We start from the raw sequence: 22,068 nt of genomic DNA, 5'->3' as shown, positions 1-22,068 counted from the left end.
GGTTACTGTAGCTCCCTGTACAAACCCAAGATTTTCAAGGAATTTACGGGTTTCTTCTTTACCGCCGACTTTTTTAATCACCTGCGGCTCTCCTTCGTTTACCATTGATAACGGCATCATATCATCCTTCCTTTTTTGTGCTTTAGAAACATCTATTCATTATTATGTTTTGCTTACGTTGATTAGTATATTCTAATTTATATAAGCTGTCAATAATTTATTTGCATTTTTTTCTCATTTTTTTCACTGCAATATCGTAAATTTTGACCAGTGCTTTTTGAAAATGTTTCGAGATTCCAGAGTGTGCTAAAAAAAATTTCTACAAAATATACCGCAAAGTGGGGCGTACAGATTGCGGAACGTTACCAGTGAACATTAACTGCGGGAATGCTTTTTCAAACACGCTCCAGTATGAATGGTGGATTTATGGGGAATTATTGTTTATAATGTAAAAGAAGATAAAAAGTGTTGAATGAGCGTATTTTTATGCTTCATACATTGTTTTAGATAGTAAAATCTGTGAAAAAGTTACATGTATAAAAAAATCACATGCACTTTATTGAAAAGAAAGGATTACTTTTTATGAAACAGGGAAGCAAAATCGGGATTGTCTGTTGTTCCAACGGACTTAGGCCAGAACAGGCCGAAACAATAAAAATGTTGGTGCAGATTCTGGAAAAATCCGGACTAGAAGTAGATCTTAGCCCTTACCTTTATGGAGATGAAAACGGACAGGCTGGAACTGCCAGGGAACGTGCCGGGGCTCTTATGAAATTTTATGAGGATGATTCTGTCACAGATATTTTTGACGTATCTGGCGGGGATATGGCCAACGAGCTTTTATCCTATCTGGATTTTCAGACCATTGCTTACGGAAAAAAGCATTTTTGGGGATATAGTGATCTGACAACAATTATAAATGCCATTTATGCCCGAACAGGGAAATCTTCTGTCCTGTACCAGATACGAAATCTCACCTACGATCACAGCCAGTCCCAGATAACGGACTTTCTTAATACTACCTTGGCGGGATCCTCTTCTCTTTATGATTTCCCTTATGAATTTGTGCAGGGAACTCATATGGATGGAATTGTAGTAGGAGGAAATATACGGTGCCTTTTGAAGCTGGCTGGCACGCCCTACTGGCCGGATATGCGAGAGAAAATCCTGCTTCTGGAGTCCTTTGGAGGAAAACTGCCGCAGATGGTGACTTATTTAAGCCAGTTGAGCCAGATGGGAGTATTTAAGAAAGTAAATGGGATTTTGTTGGGGACGTTTACGAAAATGGAGGCGGATAACTGTCAGCCAGATATGGCAAAACTGCTTCTTGAATTCACAGAAAAAAAGACGCCCATTGCGAAAACACCTTTGATCGGGCATGGAACGGATTCAAAGGCAATTCGCATCGGGCATCGTTTAAAGTTATTCTCCGCAGAAGAAAACAAACGGATATATAAAGAATTTTAGATCCTAGCCACTCCGCTCTTAATGGCAGCTTCAGCAGTAGCCTTCGCAACCGCATCTTTCACTCTTGAATCAAATGCTGCTGGCAGAATATAATCAGCGCAGAGTTCTTCGTCGCTTACCAGGCCTGCAATGGCGTAAGCTGCGGCAATCTTCATTTCATCGTTGATGTCAGATGCACGGACATCAAGGGCACCACGGAAGATTCCCGGGAAGCAGAGAACATTGTTCACCTGATTCGGGTAGTCGGAACGACCTGTGGATACTACCGCTGCTCCTGCTGCCTTGGCCTCATCTGGAAAAATCTCAGGAGTCGGGTTTGCGCAGGCAAAGATGATCGGATCTTTCGCCATAGTGCGAACCATATCCGGAGTAAGGGTTCCAGGTGCGGAAACACCGATAAATACGTCAGCGCCTTTGATCACTTCACTCAAGGAGCCCTTCTCATGATTGGCGTTTGTGATCTTCGCCATCTCTTCCTTGATTGGGTTCAGACCCTCACGACCTTCGTAAATTGCACCTTTACGATCTGTCATAATAACGTTCTTAAGTCCCATAGAAATAAGAAGTTTGATAATCGCGATTCCGGCAGCTCCTGCTCCGGAAGTAACGATCTTAATGTCTTCGATTTTCTTGCCAACAACCTTCAGCGCATTGATCACACCTGCAAGTGTAATAACTGCAGTACCATGCTGGTCGTCATGGAAAATCGGAATATCACAGCACTCTTTCAGCTTCTTCTCAATCTCAAAGCATCTCGGTGCGGAAATATCCTCCAGGTTTACACCGCCGAAGCTTCCAGCCAGAAGGCGAACGGTCTGCACAATCTCATCTACATCCTTGCTTCGAACACAAAGCGGAATAGCATCTACATCACCAAACTCTTTGAACAGAACGCATTTGCCCTCCATAACCGGCATACCAGCCTCCGGACCGATATCTCCAAGTCCAAGAACAGCGGTACCGTCAGTTACTACAGCAACCGTATTCCAACGCCTGGTCAATTCATAACTTTTATTAATATCTTTCTGAATCTCAAGGCAAGGCTGTGCAACACCAGGGGTGTAAGCAAGGCTTAAAGCATCCTTGGAATCAACCTTTGCTCTTGAAACAACTTCAATTTTACCTTTTAACTCATAGTGCATCTTTAAGGATTCTTTTGCGTAATCCATGTTCGTATCTCCTCTTCTTAAAAAATTCTATGCGGGCACTTTCTACTGCTATTATATCCAGCTCGTCCCGCCCGGATACAAAATATCCACTTTGGGCTACAAAGGAAAGTATATACGAAATTTTACCAAATCACAACATGAAAATATGAATAAATCTCTCAATAAACAGAACACGTTACTGCTCACTCCGTTCACAGCAACGCGCTTCGCGATGCACAGAAATCATGCATTCGCATGATTTCGCGCCGCACTTCTCGGGTTTTCTGTGAACTACGTTCACAAAAAACACCTCGCGGAATGTTACCAGTAAACAGTAACCAGAACACTACTCCAACCTGGCTGCTACTATTAACCCGAACCCTCAAAACGTATTGCCTAAAATAAAATGCTCAGCATAAATCAGGGCAAACTCCCGAAGAAATAGAAGTCTGCCCTAATATCCTCCAATATTCTATTTTCTTATAATTCTCTTACTCCACATTTTTCAGTGCCACATCCATGGGAATCTTCTTGATCCTTCTGAACTGAAGCAGTGCCACCAACACATACGCCCCCATCCCCATCGCAAACATCTCCGGATAAACCGCTGGTTTCAGATATAAGGTCAGCCAGCCTGAGAAGGATGACATCAGATATCCGTAAATTCCATATATCGTCCAGGTAGACAGCAGCAGGCTGAGTAAAATGGACAAGATCACCACCCACGTAGTGGATGTAAGATACAGGCTGTTGATCTCCCGGTTTTCATACCCCAGAATCTTTACCATAGAAATGGCATTGGCATTCTTTTCAATGATCAGCTTGGTAAGCAGATAGATCAGGAGGGCAAACAGCACAACTGCAAATACATTGATCAGCTGGAACATTTCTCCCATAGACACATCCAGCTGACGGCTGACCTTTGTCAGATCGTCCTCCGTAATTGTTGTTGCAATCAGATCCTCATCCAGATCTGTGATCTTTTCCCGGGAAAAATAACCGTTAAAGTAATCTTCCTTTTCCCCAAAGGTTTTCCTGTAGGAGGAAATCGGCATAAATACCGTCAAAGATGCCGGATAATCGTAGATTCCCTGCACCAAAAATTCATAGGTCTCACTTCCGTAAGCTTCCTTCAGCACAACGGTATCCCCGGTCTTTATCTTATACTTTTCTGCATAACCGTCAGAAATCAGAACTCCATCAGTTGGAAGTTCCACGCTTACATACGCACTATCGTCCGCGATTCCATAGACCGTTATGGTCTCTCCTTCCTGATCTGGCAATACATTTTTCATGGAATTCAGGCAGAATTTTTCTGCTGACTTCTCATTGGTTTTCAAAGATGGAGTAAGAAATTTCTGCAACATTCCCATAACCGTATATTTCTCATCTTCATCTGGTTCCTCCGGTACATTCAGCACATACTGGTACGGCGCGATCATGTTCTTCAAAATTTCTTCCTGATAATGATCCAGAAGCGGCTTCATCATCATTCCAAAAAGCAGCAGTACATTTGCAAAAAAGATTCCAATAAACAAAGTCAGATAACTGGACTTATTCTGCAGGATAATACGCAGCCGGAAGCGGTTGAAAAACTTAAAGTTCGGAAGACGCACAGCTTTTTTCCGTTTGGAAGCAGACAGATCATGACGCAGGAATTTCAAAGGAGAAAGACGCAGTTTCCCTGAAATCAGAATCAAATTGATTCCCAACATGATCACTACCGGAACCACTGTGGTCAATATAAATGCATCTGCATTCCAGCGTGTTTCATAGGTCGGCAGGCTGTAGCTGCCATAATACATACCTGCGCAGAGATCTTTAAAGGAGGTGTAGCCCAGCACGTTTCCAAGAGCAGAAGCAACCACAGTTACGATCACCGGCATGGAAGTATAGTGGAACAGAAGTTCTCTTCTGGAATATCCGGAAGCACGCAGAGTCCCGATCACAGAAGCTTCTTTTGTAATGGTATTATTTGTTGTAACTGCAAACACAAAAGCAATGATGACGATCAGAATATACAGCAGCACCTCCATCATAGCCTTATCACCGCCCATATCTTCACCGGTAAAAGTGATGGCCTGATTGGAATAGGCCGGGATAAAGCCTGTCACATTTCCATATTTGACCAGAACCTCCAGGAAATCCTCAGACATGTTTTTTGCTTCAATATCATCCTTTGGTGCAGTCTCATACTGCCAGGAATAGCGGTACTCCAGATGGGTTGTTCCAAAAGCATCCGCACCTTTCTCGGTCATAATACCCACGCCAAATTTTACAGCATCAAACATCATATCGCTGTTATCGGAAAATAAACAACTGTAGTCAGGTAATGCCACCAGTCCGGTAACTGTCAGTTCTTCTCCTGCGATTTTCAGCTTGTCACCAACCTTCAGCTTGTTATTATCTGCATACATCCGGTCAATGGCAATCTCGTTCTTTGCAGCTGGCATTCCCCCTGACATCAGGCACACAAGATTCATATCGGTACGCTCCTGATAGATACGCATGGTTTCCTCTTCGTTTCCGTCCAGATCCGCATCTGTGGCCTCATCCCGATAAAAATTTTCGCAGATTCGTACTTTTCCATTTTTTTCAATTTTCTTTAAATCGCTTTCGCTGGCTTTCGAAGAAAGGGTAAAGTTGCCATGCTCAATGTTATATTTTTCGAAACCTTCGTCATAAGCAGCCAGCATACTGTCATCAGCCACAAGAAAGCCCGAGACAAAGCCTATGGTCAGTGTCATAAACAGAAAGATCACAATATATTTTCCGAAATCACTTTTCAATTCTCTTGGAAGACGTTTCCACAATGGATTCTTCATAGCGCACCGCCTTACCAGTCCAGATCGTCGGCTGCGACTTTGGACTCATTGAGATAGTTTTTGCGGATCTGACCGTCACGAAGCTTCACTACGCGGTCTGCCATATTCTTAATGGCATCGTTGTGGGTAACCATGATGATGGTATTTCCGTACTTCTGGTTGACCTGCTCGATCAGACGCAGAATTTCCTTGGATGTGTTGTAATCCAGTGCACCTGTAGGCTCGTCGCAGAGAAGAATGTCCGGATTTTTTACAATAGCACGACCAATGGCCGTTCTCTGCTGCTGACCGCCGGAAAGCTGGTTGGGCAGCTTATGTCTGTGCTCATAAAGCCCCAGTGTATGAAGCAGCTCGTCAATATCCAGGGCCTTATCGCTGAGATATGCGCCCACCTCAATATTTTCCTTTACATTTAAATTTGGGATCAGATTATACATCTGAAAAACATATCCCAGATGCTTCCGGCGGTAAAGAGTCAGCGCTTTCTCCTTCATATCTCCTGTTTTTTCCCCATCTATAGAAATATAGCCCTCATCTGGCTCATCAATTCCACCGATAATATTCAAAAGTGTGGATTTTCCAGAACCAGACGGTCCAAGAAGCACGCAGAATTCCCCTTTTTCCACAGAAAAATCAATTCCCCGAAGAACCTCTGTCCTGCTGTCTCCGGAACCAAAGCCTTTCTTCAAATCTTTAATTTCAAGAAACATCTCTTTTCCTCCCTGTAAACCATTATCGTTCATGAACATTTTTCATAAAAAACAATTACAAGCATTCATCATTCTGTTTTTTGTTAGTTTATGCTAACTTATATTTATCATACCTCTTTTATCCGGTTATGAAAAGGAGGGGAATTGAGAATAATTCTCAACATCTGCATTTTCGCTTTTTCGAAAATTATTTTGTTAAAAATCACCTTTACCAAATTTTTCTTCTTAATTTTTTACATATTTTTTCACAGAAAATGTGGCATTTCCATAAAAAATTCGATATAATATTCACAATGTTTATAGTTTTTCACAACATTGTGAAATCTGTTATTCGGGAGATTTTTGCATGAAAAAAATAGCACTTATTACAGATGGCTGGGGACGTTATGTAACCTATACCTGGATTCAGGGATATCGAAATTACATGGCTGCCCACCAGTCAGATATGGATTTATATATTTTTCAGAGCTTTGGGAATTTCAGTATGGATGAGAAGCATAATGCAGGAGAATATAACATTGTACGGCTTCCGGATTTTTCAGAATTTGACGGCATCCTTCTGGATCTTGCCACCGTGTCCCAGCCAGACCTGATTGCAGAGATAATTGAACGCGCAAAGCTCAGCAGCATCCCAGCAATTTCTCTTCTTGAGCAGATTCCAGGACTGTACCATTCCGGAATTGACAACTACGAAGCCATTAGCCGGATTGTTGAGCACCTGATCACAGAGCATGGATGCCGTACCTTAAATTTCATCGGCGGGCCAGAATTTAACAGGGAAAATCAGCTCCGTTTCAAAGCTTACAGGGATGCCCTTCTTCGCCATGGGATTCCTTTCGAGGAGCAGCGCGTGATCCATCATAATTATGAAATTGAAACCGGAATCCAGGCATTTTCCACATTTAAAGAGAAAAACCTGCTTCCAGATGCCTTTGTCTGTGTCAACGACAATACAGCTGTAGGCGTCTGTCTGGCCGCCAAGGAAGCCGGATATTCTATTCCCGGGGATTTTCTGGTAACCGGTTTTGACAACGAAGACAAAGCTTCCTATTATGAGCCCAGAATTACCACGGTAGGCTTCTCCAAAGCCGATATCATGGAAAATGCCCTTTTAATGCTGGAAAAAATCTGGAATGGAAATGCAGAGGAAACTTATATATACGCACCTTTCACCTACGTTTTTCAGGAAAGCTGCGGTTGCGTTTCCCAGAATCCACCTGACCGTGGAGAGTATGTAATCAAGCGCATCGTTGCAGAAGCACGTCAGAGCGATATGCAAAACTGGATGATGGATCTGAACCGTGTTCTCCTGGACTGTGCAGGATACACAGAGCTTGCAGGACGTATGCAGAACTGGCTGACAAAACATGGCTGCGGAAATATTTATCTGTTTATGAACCCAGATATCTTTATGAGCGAAAATATGGATGCACTGCCTGAGCTTCCGGAGGATACTTATCAGACAGAAGGATACCCGGAGGAGATGGCACTGGTTTACCCGCCCCTGAATGGTACGAACCGGCTTCACCTTAATCTGAAAGAAATTCTTTCACTTCCACAGACAGAAGCTACCAGAGGACAAAATATTTACCAGTTCTGTCCTCTGCATTTTCGTGAACGGGAGATTGGCTTTCTGATCATCACCAATTGTGATTATCTTCTGGAGCATCAGTTCCTGTTCGAAACCTTAAATGCACTCCAGACTTCCATGGAAGCCCTGTATGCAAGACTTACCCTGCGTAAAATGAATAAACAGCTTTCTCAGCTTTACATCCATGATTCTCTCACCGGGCTCTACAACCGGATGGCTTACGAGAAGCTTGCCATGCCTCTTTTCCATCAGTGTATGCAGGAAAAGAGACCAGTTGGAATCATGTTTGTGGATGCAGATCACCTGAAATATATTAATGACACCTTTGGACATGATATGGGAAATCTTGCTATCAGCAGCATTGCTTCCGTCCTGCGGCAGCACTGTCCGGCAGAGTCCGTTTCCATACGCTATGGAGGCGATGAATTCGTATGCGTAATTCCTGATTATGATAAACAAAAAATACAGGAGCTGGCTCATACCCTTCTGAATTCTCTGGAAGTGTTTTCTGCCAACAGTCGGGTGGGCTTCCCCATTGAAGCAAGCATCGGATGGGTAATTGCCGATGATCCGGGGCTGACCTTGAATGATTATATCAATCTGGCAGATGAGAAAATGTATTCTGAAAAAAAAGCGCGGAAGGCTGAGCGAAAGATTTGATCTGGAGCTTTATCTTGTTTCTGACAAGAATCCCGCCACAATAAGTATCAGATTCAGGCTATGTCGGTGTTTTCATTTTGATCTGATATATTCTATGAATATAAATAACATGTTTTAACGCCTAAAAAGACACCAGATTCGTTCAGGAAAATCTGGTGTCTTATAAAAAATACCGTATCATTTTTGAATCGCAAAACGTGCCTGCTCCAGATTTTTCCTGTCTACAAGTATTTCGTACTGCTTGGCTTGCTCCGCTGGATTTCCTGCACTTCCCACACGTCCCCTGAGTGTTCCGCTACCAGCCCATTCTCCCAGCTGATCTTTTACTTTGTACTTATACTTGATATTCTGACTATCCAGAATATCCCGGATCTCATTAAATCTTTTCAAGTCTGTGCCAATCCATAGGCTTTCTGAATTAAGTACTGTGAACATTTTTCCTCTCTCCTTCCGCGAACTTTAATTCACTCAATAATTTTTCCGAACAAGCTTCACGCTTTTGTTTGAATTACCGTACCATAATTATAGTATTATTTCAATATTGGATTTATATTTCTTATTACCCGCGGTCTGATTTTGTGTACAAAAAAAACAGAACCATCGATTTCTCAATGATTCCGCTTCTCAATTACGTGTGTTAGAGGATTCGAACCCCCGGCCTTTTGGTCCGTAGCCAAACGCTCTATCCAGCTGAGCTAAACACACATTTATTACTTGTGAAGTATTTGTCCCTCACAACAATGGATATTCTACACGATACCTGTGGTTTTGTCAACACCTTTTTGAAATTTTTTTAAAATATTTTTTTATAGGTATTTTTTGCACGATTGGTACTATTTTAAAGACTCTATCAGAGCTCTCTAACTTCTTCCAGCATGACGGTGCCTCCCTATCTCCTGGCTTTCTTCGCCTGCCAGTTCAGCACTGCGCCAATCATATAAATAGCCGGGAACATCAGCATTCGGATCACGGAAGCCGGATCGAAATCTCCGAAGATCATAGTAACGATCACTTCTGCCACAACCTCTGCAATAAGAAGGCCTCCCATTCCCACACAAAGGCCTGCATTCTCCACCTTACCAGCCTGTTTCACACCAACCACGCCAGCTGCCAGATAGATTACTCCTGCCACCAGAACCATCACATTGCTTGCAACCAGCTGGCTGTAAGTCATACCGTTCTGATTCAGATATTCTACAACTGCGCTGTCACTACTGCCCTTCATAACCAGAGAAAGCGTGTTTCCACTTCCAAATGCCAGCAGAACGCCAAGAAACAGAAGAAGCATGCCGCCAACCTTCAGGATTGTCTCTCCCGGTGCCTGTTTTTTTAACATAATCCAATACTCCTCATTTCGTAGAATTTTCAAAATATTACAAACACAGCCCTCGCTCCCAAAAATAAAAAGCCCGAAACAGAGTCCCAAAGGCTCTCTGTAAGTTTTCAAACAGCTTCTGACATCTTTTTAATAAAAATCACGGACAGACCTAAAACGTCTGTCCGCTAATTTCAAATTATCCGTAGTTCAAGAAACTATTTTCCTAGAGCATGTTTGAAAAAGGCTCTAGAGCGTCAAAGCACCTGCTTACGCATCCAGAAGAAACGCCTTATAAGCCTTCTTCGCCTCGTAAACATCCGCCTTGCTGGTAACCTCCCACGGTGCATGCATACTGAGAACAGAAACACCGCTGTCAATTACTTCCATACCATAAAGAGCTGCGATAAAAGCGATGGTTCCGCCGCCGCCTACATCAACCTTACCAAGCTCAGCTGTCTGGAAGCAAACCTTATGGTCGTCAAAAATTCTGCGGACTCTTGCAACATACTCAGCATTGGCATCATTGGATCCGGATTTTCCACGGGCACCTGTAAACTTGTTGAGAACAATACCTCTTCCAAGATAAGCAGAGTTCTTTTTCTCAAAAGCTTCTGCAAATGCAGGATCATAGCCGGCACTTACATCTGAGGAAAGCATGCTGGAATGCTTCAGCGCCTTTCTCAGTCTGAGATCTGAATACTGTCCCATTGCATCCAGAACCTCTGCTACACTGTTCTCAAAGAAATGAGACTGCATACCAGTTGCTCCCACGCTTCCGATCTCTTCCTTATCTACAAGGAGACAGCAGCTTGTACGCTTCGGTGCTTCCATCTCAAGAAGAGCCAGAAGGGAAGTATATGCGCAAACTCTGTCATCCTGTCCATAACCCGCGATCATGCTGCGGTCAAGACCACAGTCACGAGCCTTGCCAGCTGGAACGATCTCAAGCTCTGCAGAGAGGAAATCTTCCTCTTCTACACCGTATTTCTCATTCAGAATACGAAGCACGTTCTCCTTAACAGCCTCTTTCTTCTTATCATCCGGAAGGTCCTTCAGCGGCTGGCTTCCGATCAGGATGTCAAGTTTCTCACCCTCAACAGCCTCAGAAGCCTTCTTCGCCATCTGCTGTCCTGCAAGATGGATCAAAAGGTCTGTGATGTAAACAACCGGATCGTCCTCGTCCTCTCCGATGGTTACGTTTACAACTGTGCCGTCTTTCTTCGCAATCACACCGTGCATTGCCATCGGAAGGGCAACCCACTGATATTTCTTAACACCGCCATAGTAATGGGTGTCAAGATAAGCCAGATCGGTATCCTCATATAACGGATTCTGTTTAATATCCAGTCTTGGGGAATCGATATGTGCACAAAGGATATTCATACCCTCGGCCAGATCATCCTCTCCAATGTGATACAGGGCAATGATCTTCTGCATTCCAACCTGGTAAACTTTATCTCCTGCTTTCAGATCTTCGCCATTTTTCACCTTTTCTTCAAGGGAAACATAGCCTGCTTCCTCAGCCTCTTTCACAATCTGTGTGATACATTCACGTTCTGTCTTTCCTACATTTAAGAAATGACGATATTTCTTTGCCACAGTTTCCAGATCCTGCATATCAGCATCTGAATATGTGAGCCATGCGTTTGGACGTTCCATAATCTATATCCACCTTTCTCCTGTTTTCATTTTACACAGGGAAAATAATCCCTGTGTTTTCCTCATCCAAAATTCATTATAGCGTATAACCAGGTAAAAAGCTACCTGCAAATAGGTTTTCTTGCACAAATCTTTTGCCGCGCAGTCCAACACTTTGCACTGCCTTTTTTGATATGGCCAAATCCGGTTCAAGGTCTCCTGTATCGGTTAAAACAAGCATATACTTCCTGTCGTCTTGGCACTGCATAGCCGCAGGAAGTATATCCTTCTGACAGAAAAGACAGCCCTTCTTTTTCCAATTTACTGCAAAGCAGCTCCACAATTTCCGGCAGTGTTCTTTTCCCATCAATCAGTTTTTCCACTGCATATTTCAGCAACGCTCCTAAAGCTCCTGTCTGCTCACTGTCGATCAGCTGTTCCACATATCGCAGATCCACTTCCTGTTTTCCAATGGAAAAACCATCTCTGCCATGTACCTTTACTTTCAGCCTTTCCGGCTTATCCTGTGCCTTAGAATGACCGTAATAAGCCTTCTTGGAACCGTTTAACGGCATATTTTTTGACATGATGCGATGGCTTTGTGGTGCTTTAAATCCAGCTGCCATATTCTCATTTAAAGGATAATCCCTGCAAAGTTCCCGGACTTTTTCTGTGATATCTACCGGCATATAATTGTCCATCTGGATCACGGTATCTGCAATATGGAAAAAAGCCCCGGAGCTTCCGGCAACCAGAATTGTGGAAATCCCCTCCTTTTCATACAGATCCCGGGCGCGTTCCAGGAATGGGGTGATCGGCTCTTTTTCCCGGCTGATCACATGCTGCATAAAGGCGTCGCGCACCATAAAATTAGTAGCAGATGTATCTTCATCCAACAGAAATACCTTGCTTCCAGCCTCTATTCCCTCCACGATTCCTGCTGCCTGGGAAGTACTTCCGCTGGCATCTTCCGTAGAAAAACAGGTGGTATCTTTTTTATTGGGAAGGTCATTTATAAACAGAGAAATATCCACATCTTTCACAAATCTGCCATCCTCAGAACGCAGCTTCTGGGCTGTGGAATCCGTGATCACATATTCTCTTCCATCTCCCTGAATGTGGTTATACACGCCCAGTTCCAATGCATTCAGAAGGGTAGATTTGCCGTGATAACCACCACCAACGATCAACGTGATTCCCTTAGGAATTCCCATTCCGGTTATTTTTCCCTTATGGGGAAGCGCCATAGTCACCCGAAGACTTTCCGGCGAAGAAAATGTCACGCTCCCCTTCATCGGCTTAGATGAAATACCGCTCTCTCTTGGCAGAATCGCGCCGTCATTTACAAAAGCAACCAGGGAACGCTTCTTTAATTCTTCCCTGATATACGCCTGATCTTCTGCCAGGAAAATAGTATTTTCCAGATCTTTTCCACTTAAATTTCTGTATACAAATGCTTTTTCCACACAAACCGGCAGAAATTCAAAGAAAATTTTTTCCAGCTCTCCCGCATTTATGGTACGTCCATTTGCCGGAAATCCTACAAAAAACCGGACGGTAATCCCCTGCTCTGTAATCTCACAGGCCGTTCGCTCCAGCACCTCCTGACCGCATCTGGTCACAGAAATAAGTCCACTTTTTCCAGAGCCTTTTGCCCGAAAAGTATAGCGGTTCACCTGCTGTTCAAACTGTCTGGTAAGATAGTCTGCCAAAGTAATTCTGGTCAGTTTATCTTTATAGTATTCCGCTGGAAATCCAGCTTCTCTGTGAAAAATTTTCACACTGACATGGGACGGTGACGCAAATGGATCGCCCTGCACATGATCAATTGACAAAACATATTTCTTAAACTGATATACCCCTTTCAGGGATTTATATGCAGGATAGCTCTTCCGATTGATGGAATGAAGCATGTCCTGCAGCTGGGATGATGATTGCATAAGTACCTCCATTGTCTATAAAAATGAATATCGCCAATCACTGATATTACTGTCTAAATCTTCACCGCACTCAGCAGTAAAGCCACTACGGCATTCAAACATACATGAAGCACGAGCCAATTCCCGCCCCTTCTCATATATGTTTCCTATTTACTATAGACAATATTTCCAGACTTGTCCAGCCAGGATTTTCCTCATGCTTAAGTTCACCTTTCGCACATTTTCCCACAACGTAAAACCACCGCCCAGTCAGCGTTCTTGCCAACAGACGGTGGTTTATTTATACATTTTTAGGGAAAGGAAAGAGTTTTTCTTAAGAGTTCTTTCTCTTAAGATGTATATATCATACCTCATAATTGTGAAAAGCATTTGTCCAAATTCTAATAATTTTATAAAATTTCTAAAATGAAAATAACTAATTCGTAACTAGAGCGTGTTTGAAAAATCATTCCCGCAATCCGCACGCCCCACTTTGCGGTATATTTTGTCCCTGTTCTTCCCATTGTGTCCTACTTTCAGAACATAACTCTTACCATCCGTTAGTACTTTGAAGATTACCGTTCACGCCTTTCACAACACCACACTTCTCAATGCACAATGTCAGTCGTGTCTCTGATCCTTATTTCCATACGCTTCGCAAAATCTTGCTGCAAATGCCGGCGGCTCATTGTTGGCATAAAGGTGGGAAATATCGCCAAAAGAGCTCATGCGGAAAGCTGCGATTCCCTGACGGCGTTCTTCTGTGGTCAAGGTTGTCACAGAGGATGGGGCAGCCACGCAGCCATGCCAAAATACCATCGGGGAGATATTCAGCAGATGGCTGAGAAGTACACACTCCAGTCCAAAATGACAGAAGAAAATAATCGTATCATTATTCTCCTCATTTACTTTATAATAATGGCCTTCCCTCTCATATCCATGCTTCGCCAGAAGCTTGTCGAACTCCCCGATCACACGGTCATACTCTTCTTTCACATGACCTTCCTGCATAGCCTCATTCTCAAACCAGTGGTCATACTGGAAAAAGCGCTCGTCTGCCATCCAGTCCTGTGGCAGCCAGTCCCATGCAATAATCTTCTTATCTTTCACATCCGGGCGCCAGATCTGGCAGGGAAACTCCTTCAACCATTCACACTCTGTGGCTGTTCTCCCCATCTTTTTCAAAGTGGGAGCCGCAGTATCCTTCGCTCTTCCAAGGGGAGATACATAGAAAGCTTTTACATCTAATTTGGAAAGCTTCTGGGAAAGATACTCCACCTCTTTCCAGCCTTTTTCCGTAAGGGAATCTATATCATAATCCGGGTCACCATGGCGTACAATCAATAATTTCATAATGTCACTCCTCGTTATTTCGCTTTTGAATCACTAATAATTTCAAGCTGTTTCTTATTTCATTGAACAATAACGATTTTAGCATATCTTCACAGATAATTCACCATATTTCTTACCGTCATTTCTTTACAATTTTTGTGAAAGAAGTATATAATAATGCTATATCAACAGGTCTTTTGACGCTCATATCTTATATGAATTCAAACAGACGCTGATCGGATCATACTTTAATAAATACAAGAACTAAGTGGACGCAATAACCACTTTCAGATTACATTTTATCCCTCAATATAACTCAATTTACGATTCAAGCGAGGTACCCACATGAAAAAACTTGCCGTCATTTTCCCAGGTGTCGGTTATACCTGCACCAAGCCCCTTCTCTATTATACTGCTTCCATGGCTGCTGAACGTGGTTATGAAATCATACGCCTTGACTACGGCCAGGACATCCACACCTTCCACGGCCGCACCCCAACAGAACTGGAACCTATCATAAAACTGGCAATAAAAAGAACGCTTCCCCAATTGGAAAACGTTCCTTTCTCTGAATATGATGACATTATTTTTATCTCCAAAAGCATCGGCACCACCATCGCCTGCCAGCTTGAAACAGCCCTGCAGCTGAAAGGAAAGGTTCATCAGTTTCTCATGACTCCGATTCCTTCCACTCTCCGTTATCTCTCCGATATCAACGGGCTCTTCTTCGCCGGAACCGCCGATCCCTATATGCCGGAGTCCAAGATCCGCTCTGCCGCAAGAAACTTCCCCGATAAAACCGGCGGGATTTTTGAGGGCTGCAACCATTCCCTAGAGCAAAAAGGCGACACTTTAGGTGCGCTGAAGAATGTCAGACTGATTGTAGAATGTCTGGATAAAATGTTAGTCTGATTTTTGTTTTCCATTAACAGGGAAGAAGCACTTCCCTGTTTGTTCCATAAAAGATATTATTATGTCCAATTAATCTGTCTAAAATTTCTTCCATCCGTTTCCAGTTATTATTTACATCAAACTCATAGCTGTGTCCCCATATGTAAAATAACTGCTTTTCTTCACTTTTTTCTTTTAAAAATTTCTCCAGAAGTTCCCATATATTTTCATCATCATGATGACAAGTTGGTTTAAATATCAGTAAATTCTTTTGTAATTTAAATGCTCCGGAAGACTCTACGACCGTGCATATTGAATTTTACATTTTTTCAGTATCTGAACCACTTCATCATTATATGTTCCATAAGGATACGCCATACCGGTAATCTGGCAGTCAAACATCCGTTCCAGATTTTGTTTATCCAGATAAACTTCATTATATACAGTGTCTTTATCAAGCTTTGTTAAATCCTGATGAGTCAATGTATGAGCCGCGATTTCATGCCCCTTATACAATTCTTTTAATCCTTCTGCATTCATATGATGCACTCTTACATTACCAAAGTCATAATGGCTGGCATATGTCTGCATTCCACTGTTCAGATTGAATGTTGCTTTTACATGATAATAGTTGAACATGTCTACCAGTCTCCTGTCCTGGCAAACTCCATCATCATAGCTAAATGTTACTGCCTTTTTTTTCCCATCCCACATATATTCTGTAGCCTCGTTTCATATCCTTCAAGCTGCATGCTCCAAACGGCTCCTTCACATACAATCTTTGTTGTTTGTTTCTCTCCTGAATTATTAATAACAACTAATTTTTGTGCGTCTGGATAATAGGCACATTCCACATGCAGATTATCTGTAATGCATTCTGCCTGTTCTTCCCGTCCAGCCTCTAATATCAATTGCAACAATAATCTGGTACTTTCCTCTGAAAAAGCAAATCCCGTCATATAAATTCCACTTCCTTTTCCAAACTGGTGTCTGGTAATACCCGGATACCCACCTGCAGCCTCTGCCAATACCTCTGTTTTTTTATCTGTCAGGTATATATGTTCCATTACTGGCCATTCCAGTATATCTAATATATGATTTTGTGGTGCTTTTACTTCATACTCCCATTTTCCATGACATACCCTTGCCCCATTATCTTCATCTACGCCCAGTACCTGTGCCAATCTGAAAAACGTATCATATCCACTGGTTGCTGATGGCTCGCCAATTCCAATAAAACAGCCCCCTTCATATACCCACTTTGTAATTGCCTCAACAACTTTCACGTCTTTCCAGTTATCACCGCCACTCCATGCGTCACCCGCTTTTCCTGCATTAATAATGACTTTGTATCTGGATAAATCTCCGCTTCTGGCTGTCTCAAAATCAATAAAATCAACATCCACAGGCAAACCTGAAAGCGCCTCATTTATATGAATCAAATTATGCATATATGTTTCATGAAAATGTCCAGACAAAGTCCATGAACGCAATTTGCCCCAACAATGTAAAACCGCTACTTTGGTTTTCAAGGTCCAAGGCTTTCCTTTTTCATGAAAAGACTTCAACATGCGAAATTCATCTGCAACTTTTTCAATGTAATCGCAAAAATCCGGATAATTCTCCGTAAGATGTAAATATCCGCCTAATCCAATTCTTTGAATCGGTTCACGCAACAATGCACGCCTTACATTTCTCCAATACTGCATTGCATCCCTTGTAGGATTTCCTCCCTCTGTAAATGTAGGAGCTCCTCCAAGCCCCACCGGGAAAAGATAAGGATGAAGCCTGAGTTCATGAACTTCTGTATCTACACCTGCACAAAGACGTGCTTCATACCCGGAAAATACGCATTTAATAATCCCATCAAAACCAAATTCATAAAATCTGTCATTATATGGTTCAATTCCAACCCAGCTGTCATCGTAAAATACGTAAGCCTTTTTTCCATATTCATGCACAATATCTATTAGTTTTTTTCCAAATGAAATTACAAAATCATTAATAAATTCCATCCAGTCTTTTTTTGCTTTTGTTGGCGGCATATGGGTTACCCGATATTTCCCCTGATTCACAAAATCCTCTGCGGTAAGTGCATATCCATATTTCTGTTCGAAATTGTGTAAAGCAAGAGGACTCACTGTAAAATCGTAGGAGCCCCAGTCTGTAAATAAATTTCGTTTTCTGGCATCGCTTCCCCAAATCCAGACAAAATTATAAAACATAGAGGTAAAACGAACCACTGTAGTTGCAGGATGTTCTTCGCACCATTCTTTCATCCAATTAATTAAATAAACCTGTGTTTCAGCGTATACAGGATCTATCGGTATAAGATGCTCTTTATCCCAGTTATTGGTAATATGATTATACATGGAAATTTCTTCCCAAATTCGATATGCCAGAAAACTGACTGTATATTTGTGCCATAATACACAGTTTTCAATCCTGACAACACCTTTTTTCTTATCATAACTCCAGTTTTCTTTATTTACTTCCTTGTCAGTTGTGCGGTCATACACCTGCCAGTACCCCAAAGCTTCTGCACTGTCATTAATTTTAAACTGCTCCTGAAAAAACTCTTTTAAGAGCTCTAGTTCCAGACAATGCTCAACTGCAGTTTTCGGTTCTGTGACAAGAAAAGTCTGCTGCAATTTATCCAAATTTTCCATAGCCCAGGGATTATGACCGCGGATAATACAAATAGTAGAATAAATACCATATCCTGCCTCCGTTATCTCCGGAGACAGTTCTGTCCCATCAGAATCCCTTATTACATCTGCTCCCCATTTTTTTGCAAGTTCTAAGGTCAATTTTTCATAACCAGCCTCACCAGGCAAGGTAAAGCCACCTTTATTTTCTAACTCAGTCATAATTTTTGCCCTCTTTCAAGTAGTAGTACAAAGCCCAGTCCTGATCATTTGCCCATGGATCCGCATACTGGCATCTTACCTTATTAACCATAAAAGGATATACATATGCGCAGCTTGCACTTCCATCACCATTTATCATACTTAGTACACCTCGCAATGAATTTTCCGCCTTTACACCATATGATCTCTCACCGGTTATTTTTTCATATTCCCGAAAAGCAACACCACTTAAAGAACTCCAGTAATGTGGAAATGTATCTCCAAGGTTTTTGTACTTTCCAAACCAATATCCATCCCAATGACGAACCGCATTTTCATACATATGAAAATCTGGCTGATGTCCATTAAACAGCACCAGTACAGCTAATTGTTTCTTTCCTTCTTCCAGATATAATATTTTTCCTGTAAGTTCGTATAACTGAAAAAGATAATTTACTGCAGGGGCAACAATACTCTGCTCATATTTTACTTCATGCGGTGGATAACATAATCCGTTTTTTATAAGCATTTCGCCATGTGTTTCATAGTATCTCAGAAGTTCCTCTGCCTCTCTTTCCATACCACCCGATTTCAACAAATTCACAGATTCCAGCATAGGGATTCCAATTGCATAGAATGAAGCTCCGTCTTGTGCATAATAAGATTTCATAATTTTATACATATTTTTAAGATCAGCAACCTCATTATACAATCTGTATCTTTCCATAAAAAAAATTGCAAGCCATGGATAATTGTACAAACGGTTCCAGGTATTATCTCTTCCTGCATCATTGTATACAATACCTGTATTCTCATCGTAGAGCTCTCTGTATATGTATTCGGTATATTTCTGCAGTGCTTTTTCCACTTTCATATCTTTATTTTTCTGCAGCCAGAGCGCCAGAAGTGCCCCCATTCCCACTCTTTCCCTGCCACCGTTATGATCGTATTCTTTTTCATAAACCAATCGCTTATCTTCATTATCATAAGTGAGAAATGCACCATCTAAAAGGCTTCCATCGCGAAAATACTGCTGTTTTTCAACAATAAATCTGCATCTTTTTTCTGCAAGCTTCTCCACCCTTGGTAATACCAGAATAACCGCAGATGTACTGTATTCTTCTCCCTTTATGAAGAACTCTTTTTCACCCTGACTTACAGAATCCATTTTAATTCTATAATCTATGCAATTACCGCTTTCTGTTTTTTCAGTTGAAATTTTTTCACCTGCAAGAGTGACTTTGATTTCTTTTTCATGCCAGATTGCTTTATCTGCTTTTATATGAAAGCTTAAGTTCTCGCCCTCAAAATAAATTCCATGTTCCAACTGTATCAACAGCTGCCCTTCCTGATGAAGCAATTTTTCTTCAAAATCCCTTTGATCGTCATACCAGAAAAGATCCCATTGGATTACGGTCATTTCTCCCGGTTTTAAATTGTTTATTTTAGGATTTAATATAATGATTCCCCGGTCATTGCTAAGTTCTTTTTCATTTCTTATAATGCTGTAACATTCTATTTTTCCCTCTTTCAGAACCAACCCAAGATTTGGATTTTCTCCTCCCATTCTGATCCCTGCAATATAACTTTGACTTTCACCACACCGAATATGTGCATGACAGCGCTCTTTCATACAGATTTCAGAAGCCGTATAATTATCCGGAAATGGCACTGCAATACCTATTCCACCTTTTTGAGGAAAATACTCACAATCCCTATTATTAAAAAAAATATATTTTTCAGTTATCTTTCCGTCTTCAGATATTGTTCTTTCTATTCTTCCTACAATTCCATCCGGAAGAAACATTTCTCCCCAGTTTTTACCTATGGCAACCCAGTTCATTTTATATTTGTCATTTTGGTTTACAATACTTTCCAGCTGATGATTTTCATTTTCTTTAACAATAAACTCCATACCCAAACCTCCGTATATCATCCTTTTACAGATCCCGCCATTACACCACTGATAATATATTTCTGCATAAATATATAGAAAACCAGCAGCGGCAATATACCTAATACCATCATTGGAAACAGACTAGTCCAGTCTGTAGAAAACTGACCGATATTGCGATATACTTCCTGTAAAATAACATCTTTTTCTCTTTTCTGTATAAAATACAACGGTCCCATAAAATCATTCCATACATTTAAAGTATTTAAAATTACGATTGTAGCAATCATCGGCTTCAGCAATGGAAGCACAATTGTACCAAAAATTCTGAATACTCCTGCACCATCAATTCTGGCAGCTTCTTCCAGTTCTATAGGAACTGAAGAAATGGAATTTTTCATTAAAAAAGTAGCAAATGGAATATTGATAGCAATATCAATAAAAATAACTGCTGTCAGCGTATTCATTAAATCCAGGCTTCTTACCAGCTTGTACAGACCAAGAACTGCCATCTGGTATGGAAACATCATTCCGGAAAGAATTACCAGAAAAATAATTTTTGTAATTTTACTTTTCTCTTTGCGGTTTAAAACATATCCACACATAGTACTGCACATTACAATGCCAAATACAGCACATATTGTAATAAAAAGAGTATTTCCAAATGCTCTTGGATACTGCATTTTTTCAAATGCATTGATATATGGTGTAATATCCCAGAAAGACGGAAGTGCCATCGGCTTTGCAGCCGCTTCAGTTCCTGATTTAAACGTAGTAACAAGCAGATAATAAATAGGAGTTAAAACAATAAACGTGATAATTAGCAAATAAACATGCTTCAAAATCTCCATAATATTTTTTTTCGTTTTCATCAGTTTAAATACTCCTCCCATTTTTTAAATATTCCAAGCATTACAGCGGAAACAACCATTGTCATCAACAGAAATACAATTCCAAAAGCTGATGCATAACCGAAATTTCCATCTGAAAATTTTGAGTACATTAATGTCAGAATAGTTTCTGTCTGATGTGCCGGACCTCCGTTTGTAGTTGACAAGACAAGATCAAATACTTTCAGTCCTGAGATCGTGCTTGTTACAAAATTAATTTTTATGGCAGGTGCAAGCCCTGGTAATGTAATATGCCAAAACTGCTGCCAACTGTTAGCTCCATCCACAGAAGCAGCTTCATAAAGATCTCCACTAATACTTTGCAAACTTCCTATGTAAATTACCATAGACCATCCAAACCACTGCCACACTGAAATTGCAATTATGGAAAATATAGCGATTTTTCCATTTCCGAGAAAGTTGATTTTTTCAAGTCCCAGTTTCAAAAGCACCTGGTTTATCAAACCATAATCACTTGCAGACAGAATATATTTCCAAAGATATCCAACAACCAAGGTGCTTAATACTGCGGGTGCAAAAAAGATTCCTCGGTAAATTGTTCTTCCTCTTAATTTGGAATTCAGAAGCACTGATACAGGAAGAGAAATTAAACTTTGAATGGATACTGTAAGGATTGCAAATACCAGGGTATTCTTTAATCCTTTCAAAATAATTCCATCTGCCAAAAGCTGTTTATAATTTTTCAATCCTGAAAAAACGATATCCGGTGAAAAATTAGTCCAGTTATAAAAACTGTATTTTGTAGTAAAAATAAGCGGAATGATAAAAAACACAGAAAATATAGAAACCGCAGGTATTGCCATGATAATATATGGCAGATTTCGTTTTACATGATTGGCATTCATACTCTCCTTGCCCTCCTTCTTTTTATATTTCTATTATAAATTTGATTTTTTTCTCCATAAATCCAAAAAA

Annotated in this window: 18 protein-coding genes, 1 tRNA gene and 1 pseudogene; 4 read left to right on the top strand and 16 right to left on the bottom strand. The window is 41.2% G+C overall.

What is annotated here, in order from left to right; translation table 11 throughout:
- A pseudogene (locus AB5642_RS12385) lies at window positions 1-105 on the bottom strand (ferrous iron transport protein A); the annotation flags it as partial.
- A 165-nt stretch (window positions 106-270) separates the two neighbouring features.
- On the opposite strand from AB5642_RS12385, the gene AB5642_RS12380 reads away from it, so the two are divergent.
- Together AB5642_RS12380 and AB5642_RS12375 are read left to right on the top strand one after the other, a co-directional pair.
- Window positions 271-372: a DUF6783 domain-containing protein gene (locus tag AB5642_RS12380; RefSeq protein WP_368365045.1), complete on the top strand. Its 102-nt coding sequence runs from the start codon at window positions 271-273 to the stop codon at window positions 370-372.
- 210 nt (window positions 373-582) lie between these two features.
- Window positions 583-1,467, top strand: coding sequence for an LD-carboxypeptidase (locus AB5642_RS12375; RefSeq protein ID WP_244095543.1), 885 nt, complete (start codon window positions 583-585; stop codon window positions 1,465-1,467).
- Here the strand turns inward: AB5642_RS12375 and AB5642_RS12370 are convergent.
- The 3 genes from AB5642_RS12370 to AB5642_RS12360 form a co-directional block, all read right to left on the bottom strand.
- Window positions 1,464-2,636 (bottom strand): NADP-dependent malic enzyme, encoded by a 1,173-nt coding sequence (locus tag AB5642_RS12370; RefSeq protein WP_148461790.1) that lies wholly within the window; start codon window positions 2,634-2,636, stop codon window positions 1,464-1,466. The two genes, AB5642_RS12375 and AB5642_RS12370, sit on opposite strands and share 4 nt — an antisense overlap.
- A 470-nt stretch (window positions 2,637-3,106) precedes the next feature.
- Window positions 3,107-5,440: an ABC transporter permease gene (locus AB5642_RS12365; RefSeq protein WP_195392211.1), complete on the bottom strand. Its 2,334-nt coding sequence runs from the start codon at window positions 5,438-5,440 to the stop codon at window positions 3,107-3,109.
- Window positions 5,441-5,451: 11 nt separating this feature from the next.
- Complete coding sequence (locus AB5642_RS12360; RefSeq protein ID WP_118581841.1) at window positions 5,452-6,150, bottom strand: ABC transporter ATP-binding protein; 699 nt, start codon at window positions 6,148-6,150, stop codon at window positions 5,452-5,454.
- A gap of 346 nt (window positions 6,151-6,496) precedes the next feature.
- On the opposite strand from AB5642_RS12360, the gene AB5642_RS12355 reads away from it, so the two are divergent.
- Window positions 6,497-8,401, top strand: a complete 1,905-nt coding sequence (locus AB5642_RS12355) for a diguanylate cyclase (RefSeq protein ID WP_195392212.1) — start codon at window positions 6,497-6,499, stop codon at window positions 8,399-8,401.
- Window positions 8,402-8,578: 177 nt separating this feature from the next.
- On the opposite strand, the gene AB5642_RS12350 is transcribed toward AB5642_RS12355, so the two are convergent.
- The 7 genes from AB5642_RS12350 to AB5642_RS12320 form a co-directional block, all read right to left on the bottom strand.
- Complete coding sequence (locus AB5642_RS12350) at window positions 8,579-8,836, bottom strand: hypothetical protein (RefSeq protein WP_195392213.1); 258 nt, start codon at window positions 8,834-8,836, stop codon at window positions 8,579-8,581.
- A 196-nt stretch (window positions 8,837-9,032) separates the two neighbouring features.
- Window positions 9,033-9,106: transfer RNA gene (locus tag AB5642_RS12345), tRNA-Arg, on the bottom strand.
- 184 nt (window positions 9,107-9,290) lie between these two features.
- Complete coding sequence (locus tag AB5642_RS12340; protein WP_173719154.1) at window positions 9,291-9,737, bottom strand: hypothetical protein; 447 nt, start codon at window positions 9,735-9,737, stop codon at window positions 9,291-9,293.
- A 249-nt stretch (window positions 9,738-9,986) separates the two neighbouring features.
- Window positions 9,987-11,378, bottom strand: a complete 1,392-nt coding sequence (locus AB5642_RS12335) for an aminopeptidase (protein WP_173719153.1) — start codon at window positions 11,376-11,378, stop codon at window positions 9,987-9,989.
- A 188-nt stretch (window positions 11,379-11,566) separates the two neighbouring features.
- Window positions 11,567-13,297: an ABC-ATPase domain-containing protein gene (locus AB5642_RS12330; protein ID WP_368371656.1), complete on the bottom strand. Its 1,731-nt coding sequence runs from the start codon at window positions 13,295-13,297 to the stop codon at window positions 11,567-11,569.
- A gap of 389 nt (window positions 13,298-13,686) precedes the next feature.
- Entirely contained in the window at window positions 13,687-13,800 is a 114-nt protein-coding gene (locus tag AB5642_RS12325; RefSeq protein ID WP_306797108.1) for a DUF6783 domain-containing protein, read from the bottom strand.
- A 97-nt stretch (window positions 13,801-13,897) separates the two neighbouring features.
- The gene (locus tag AB5642_RS12320) at window positions 13,898-14,629 is read right to left on the bottom strand and encodes a histidine phosphatase family protein (protein WP_173769937.1); all 732 of its coding nucleotides are present in this window, start codon (window positions 14,627-14,629) and stop codon (window positions 13,898-13,900) included.
- A gap of 324 nt (window positions 14,630-14,953) precedes the next feature.
- On the opposite strand from AB5642_RS12320, the gene AB5642_RS12315 reads away from it, so the two are divergent.
- Window positions 14,954-15,520: a hypothetical protein gene (locus tag AB5642_RS12315; RefSeq protein WP_368371655.1), complete on the top strand. Its 567-nt coding sequence runs from the start codon at window positions 14,954-14,956 to the stop codon at window positions 15,518-15,520.
- 276 nt (window positions 15,521-15,796) lie between these two features.
- Here the strand turns inward: AB5642_RS12315 and AB5642_RS12310 are convergent, their stop codons facing one another.
- Genes AB5642_RS12310 through AB5642_RS12290 form a run of 5 tightly spaced genes read right to left on the bottom strand, consistent with a single transcriptional unit; the run spans window position 15,797 to window position 21,998 of the window.
- Window positions 15,797-16,213 (bottom strand): polysaccharide deacetylase family protein, encoded by a 417-nt coding sequence (locus AB5642_RS12310; protein ID WP_368371654.1) that lies wholly within the window; start codon window positions 16,211-16,213, stop codon window positions 15,797-15,799.
- Window positions 16,186-18,369, bottom strand: coding sequence for a 1,3-beta-galactosyl-N-acetylhexosamine phosphorylase (gene gnpA, locus AB5642_RS12305; protein WP_368371653.1), 2,184 nt, complete (start codon window positions 18,367-18,369; stop codon window positions 16,186-16,188). Before gnpA ends, AB5642_RS12310 begins: the two co-directional genes overlap by 28 nt.
- On the bottom strand, window positions 18,362-20,263 hold the full coding sequence (locus AB5642_RS12300; RefSeq protein WP_368371652.1) for a hypothetical protein: 1,902 nt from the start codon (window positions 20,261-20,263) through the stop codon (window positions 18,362-18,364). The genes gnpA and AB5642_RS12300 overlap by 8 nt, the downstream gene beginning before the upstream one ends.
- A 17-nt stretch (window positions 20,264-20,280) precedes the next feature.
- Window positions 20,281-21,114: a carbohydrate ABC transporter permease gene (locus AB5642_RS12295; RefSeq protein WP_118581874.1), complete on the bottom strand. Its 834-nt coding sequence runs from the start codon at window positions 21,112-21,114 to the stop codon at window positions 20,281-20,283.
- Complete coding sequence (locus tag AB5642_RS12290) at window positions 21,114-21,998, bottom strand: carbohydrate ABC transporter permease (RefSeq protein WP_226855412.1); 885 nt, start codon at window positions 21,996-21,998, stop codon at window positions 21,114-21,116. Before AB5642_RS12290 ends, AB5642_RS12295 begins: the two co-directional genes overlap by 1 nt.
- Window positions 21,999-22,068 lie beyond the last annotated feature (70 nt).

The sequence above is a fragment of the Ruminococcus sp. 1001136sp1_2201st1_G3_2201SCRN_220225 genome (assembly GCF_040924365.1).
GTDB lineage: Bacteria > Bacillota > Clostridia > Lachnospirales > Lachnospiraceae > Blautia_A > Blautia_A faecis.
The sequence above is the reverse complement of the archived record's forward strand: the minus strand, read 5'-3'. Positions and strand labels throughout refer to the sequence as shown.

Coding starts and splice junctions, on each gene's coding strand:
- AB5642_RS12375 (WP_244095543.1), top strand. CDS start 583: ATGAAACAGGGAAGCAAAATCGGGATTGTCTGTTGTTCCAACGGACTT.
- AB5642_RS12370 (WP_148461790.1), bottom strand. CDS start 2,636: ATGGATTACGCAAAAGAATCCTTAAAGATGCACTATGAGTTAAAAGGT.
- AB5642_RS12365 (WP_195392211.1), bottom strand. CDS start 5,440: ATGAAGAATCCATTGTGGAAACGTCTTCCAAGAGAATTGAAAAGTGAT.
- AB5642_RS12360 (WP_118581841.1), bottom strand. CDS start 6,150: ATGTTTCTTGAAATTAAAGATTTGAAGAAAGGCTTTGGTTCCGGAGAC.
- AB5642_RS12355 (WP_195392212.1), top strand. CDS start 6,497: ATGAAAAAAATAGCACTTATTACAGATGGCTGGGGACGTTATGTAACC.
- AB5642_RS12350 (WP_195392213.1), bottom strand. CDS start 8,836: ATGTTCACAGTACTTAATTCAGAAAGCCTATGGATTGGCACAGACTTG.
- AB5642_RS12340 (WP_173719154.1), bottom strand. CDS start 9,737: ATGTTAAAAAAACAGGCACCGGGAGAGACAATCCTGAAGGTTGGCGGC.
- AB5642_RS12335 (WP_173719153.1), bottom strand. CDS start 11,378: ATGGAACGTCCAAACGCATGGCTCACATATTCAGATGCTGATATGCAG.
- AB5642_RS12330 (WP_368371656.1), bottom strand. CDS start 13,297: ATGCAATCATCATCCCAGCTGCAGGACATGCTTCATTCCATCAATCGG.
- AB5642_RS12325 (WP_306797108.1), bottom strand. CDS start 13,800: ATGGGAAGAACAGGGACAAAATATACCGCAAAGTGGGGCGTGCGGATT.
- AB5642_RS12320 (WP_173769937.1), bottom strand. CDS start 14,629: ATGAAATTATTGATTGTACGCCATGGTGACCCGGATTATGATATAGAT.
- AB5642_RS12315 (WP_368371655.1), top strand. CDS start 14,954: ATGAAAAAACTTGCCGTCATTTTCCCAGGTGTCGGTTATACCTGCACC.
- AB5642_RS12310 (WP_368371654.1), bottom strand. CDS start 16,213: ATGTGGGATGGGAAAAAAAAGGCAGTAACATTTAGCTATGATGATGGA.
- gnpA (WP_368371653.1), bottom strand. CDS start 18,369: ATGACTGAGTTAGAAAATAAAGGTGGCTTTACCTTGCCTGGTGAGGCT.
- AB5642_RS12300 (WP_368371652.1), bottom strand. CDS start 20,263: ATGGAGTTTATTGTTAAAGAAAATGAAAATCATCAGCTGGAAAGTATT.
- AB5642_RS12295 (WP_118581874.1), bottom strand. CDS start 21,114: ATGAAAACGAAAAAAAATATTATGGAGATTTTGAAGCATGTTTATTTG.
- AB5642_RS12290 (WP_226855412.1), bottom strand. CDS start 21,998: ATGAATGCCAATCATGTAAAACGAAATCTGCCATATATTATCATGGCA.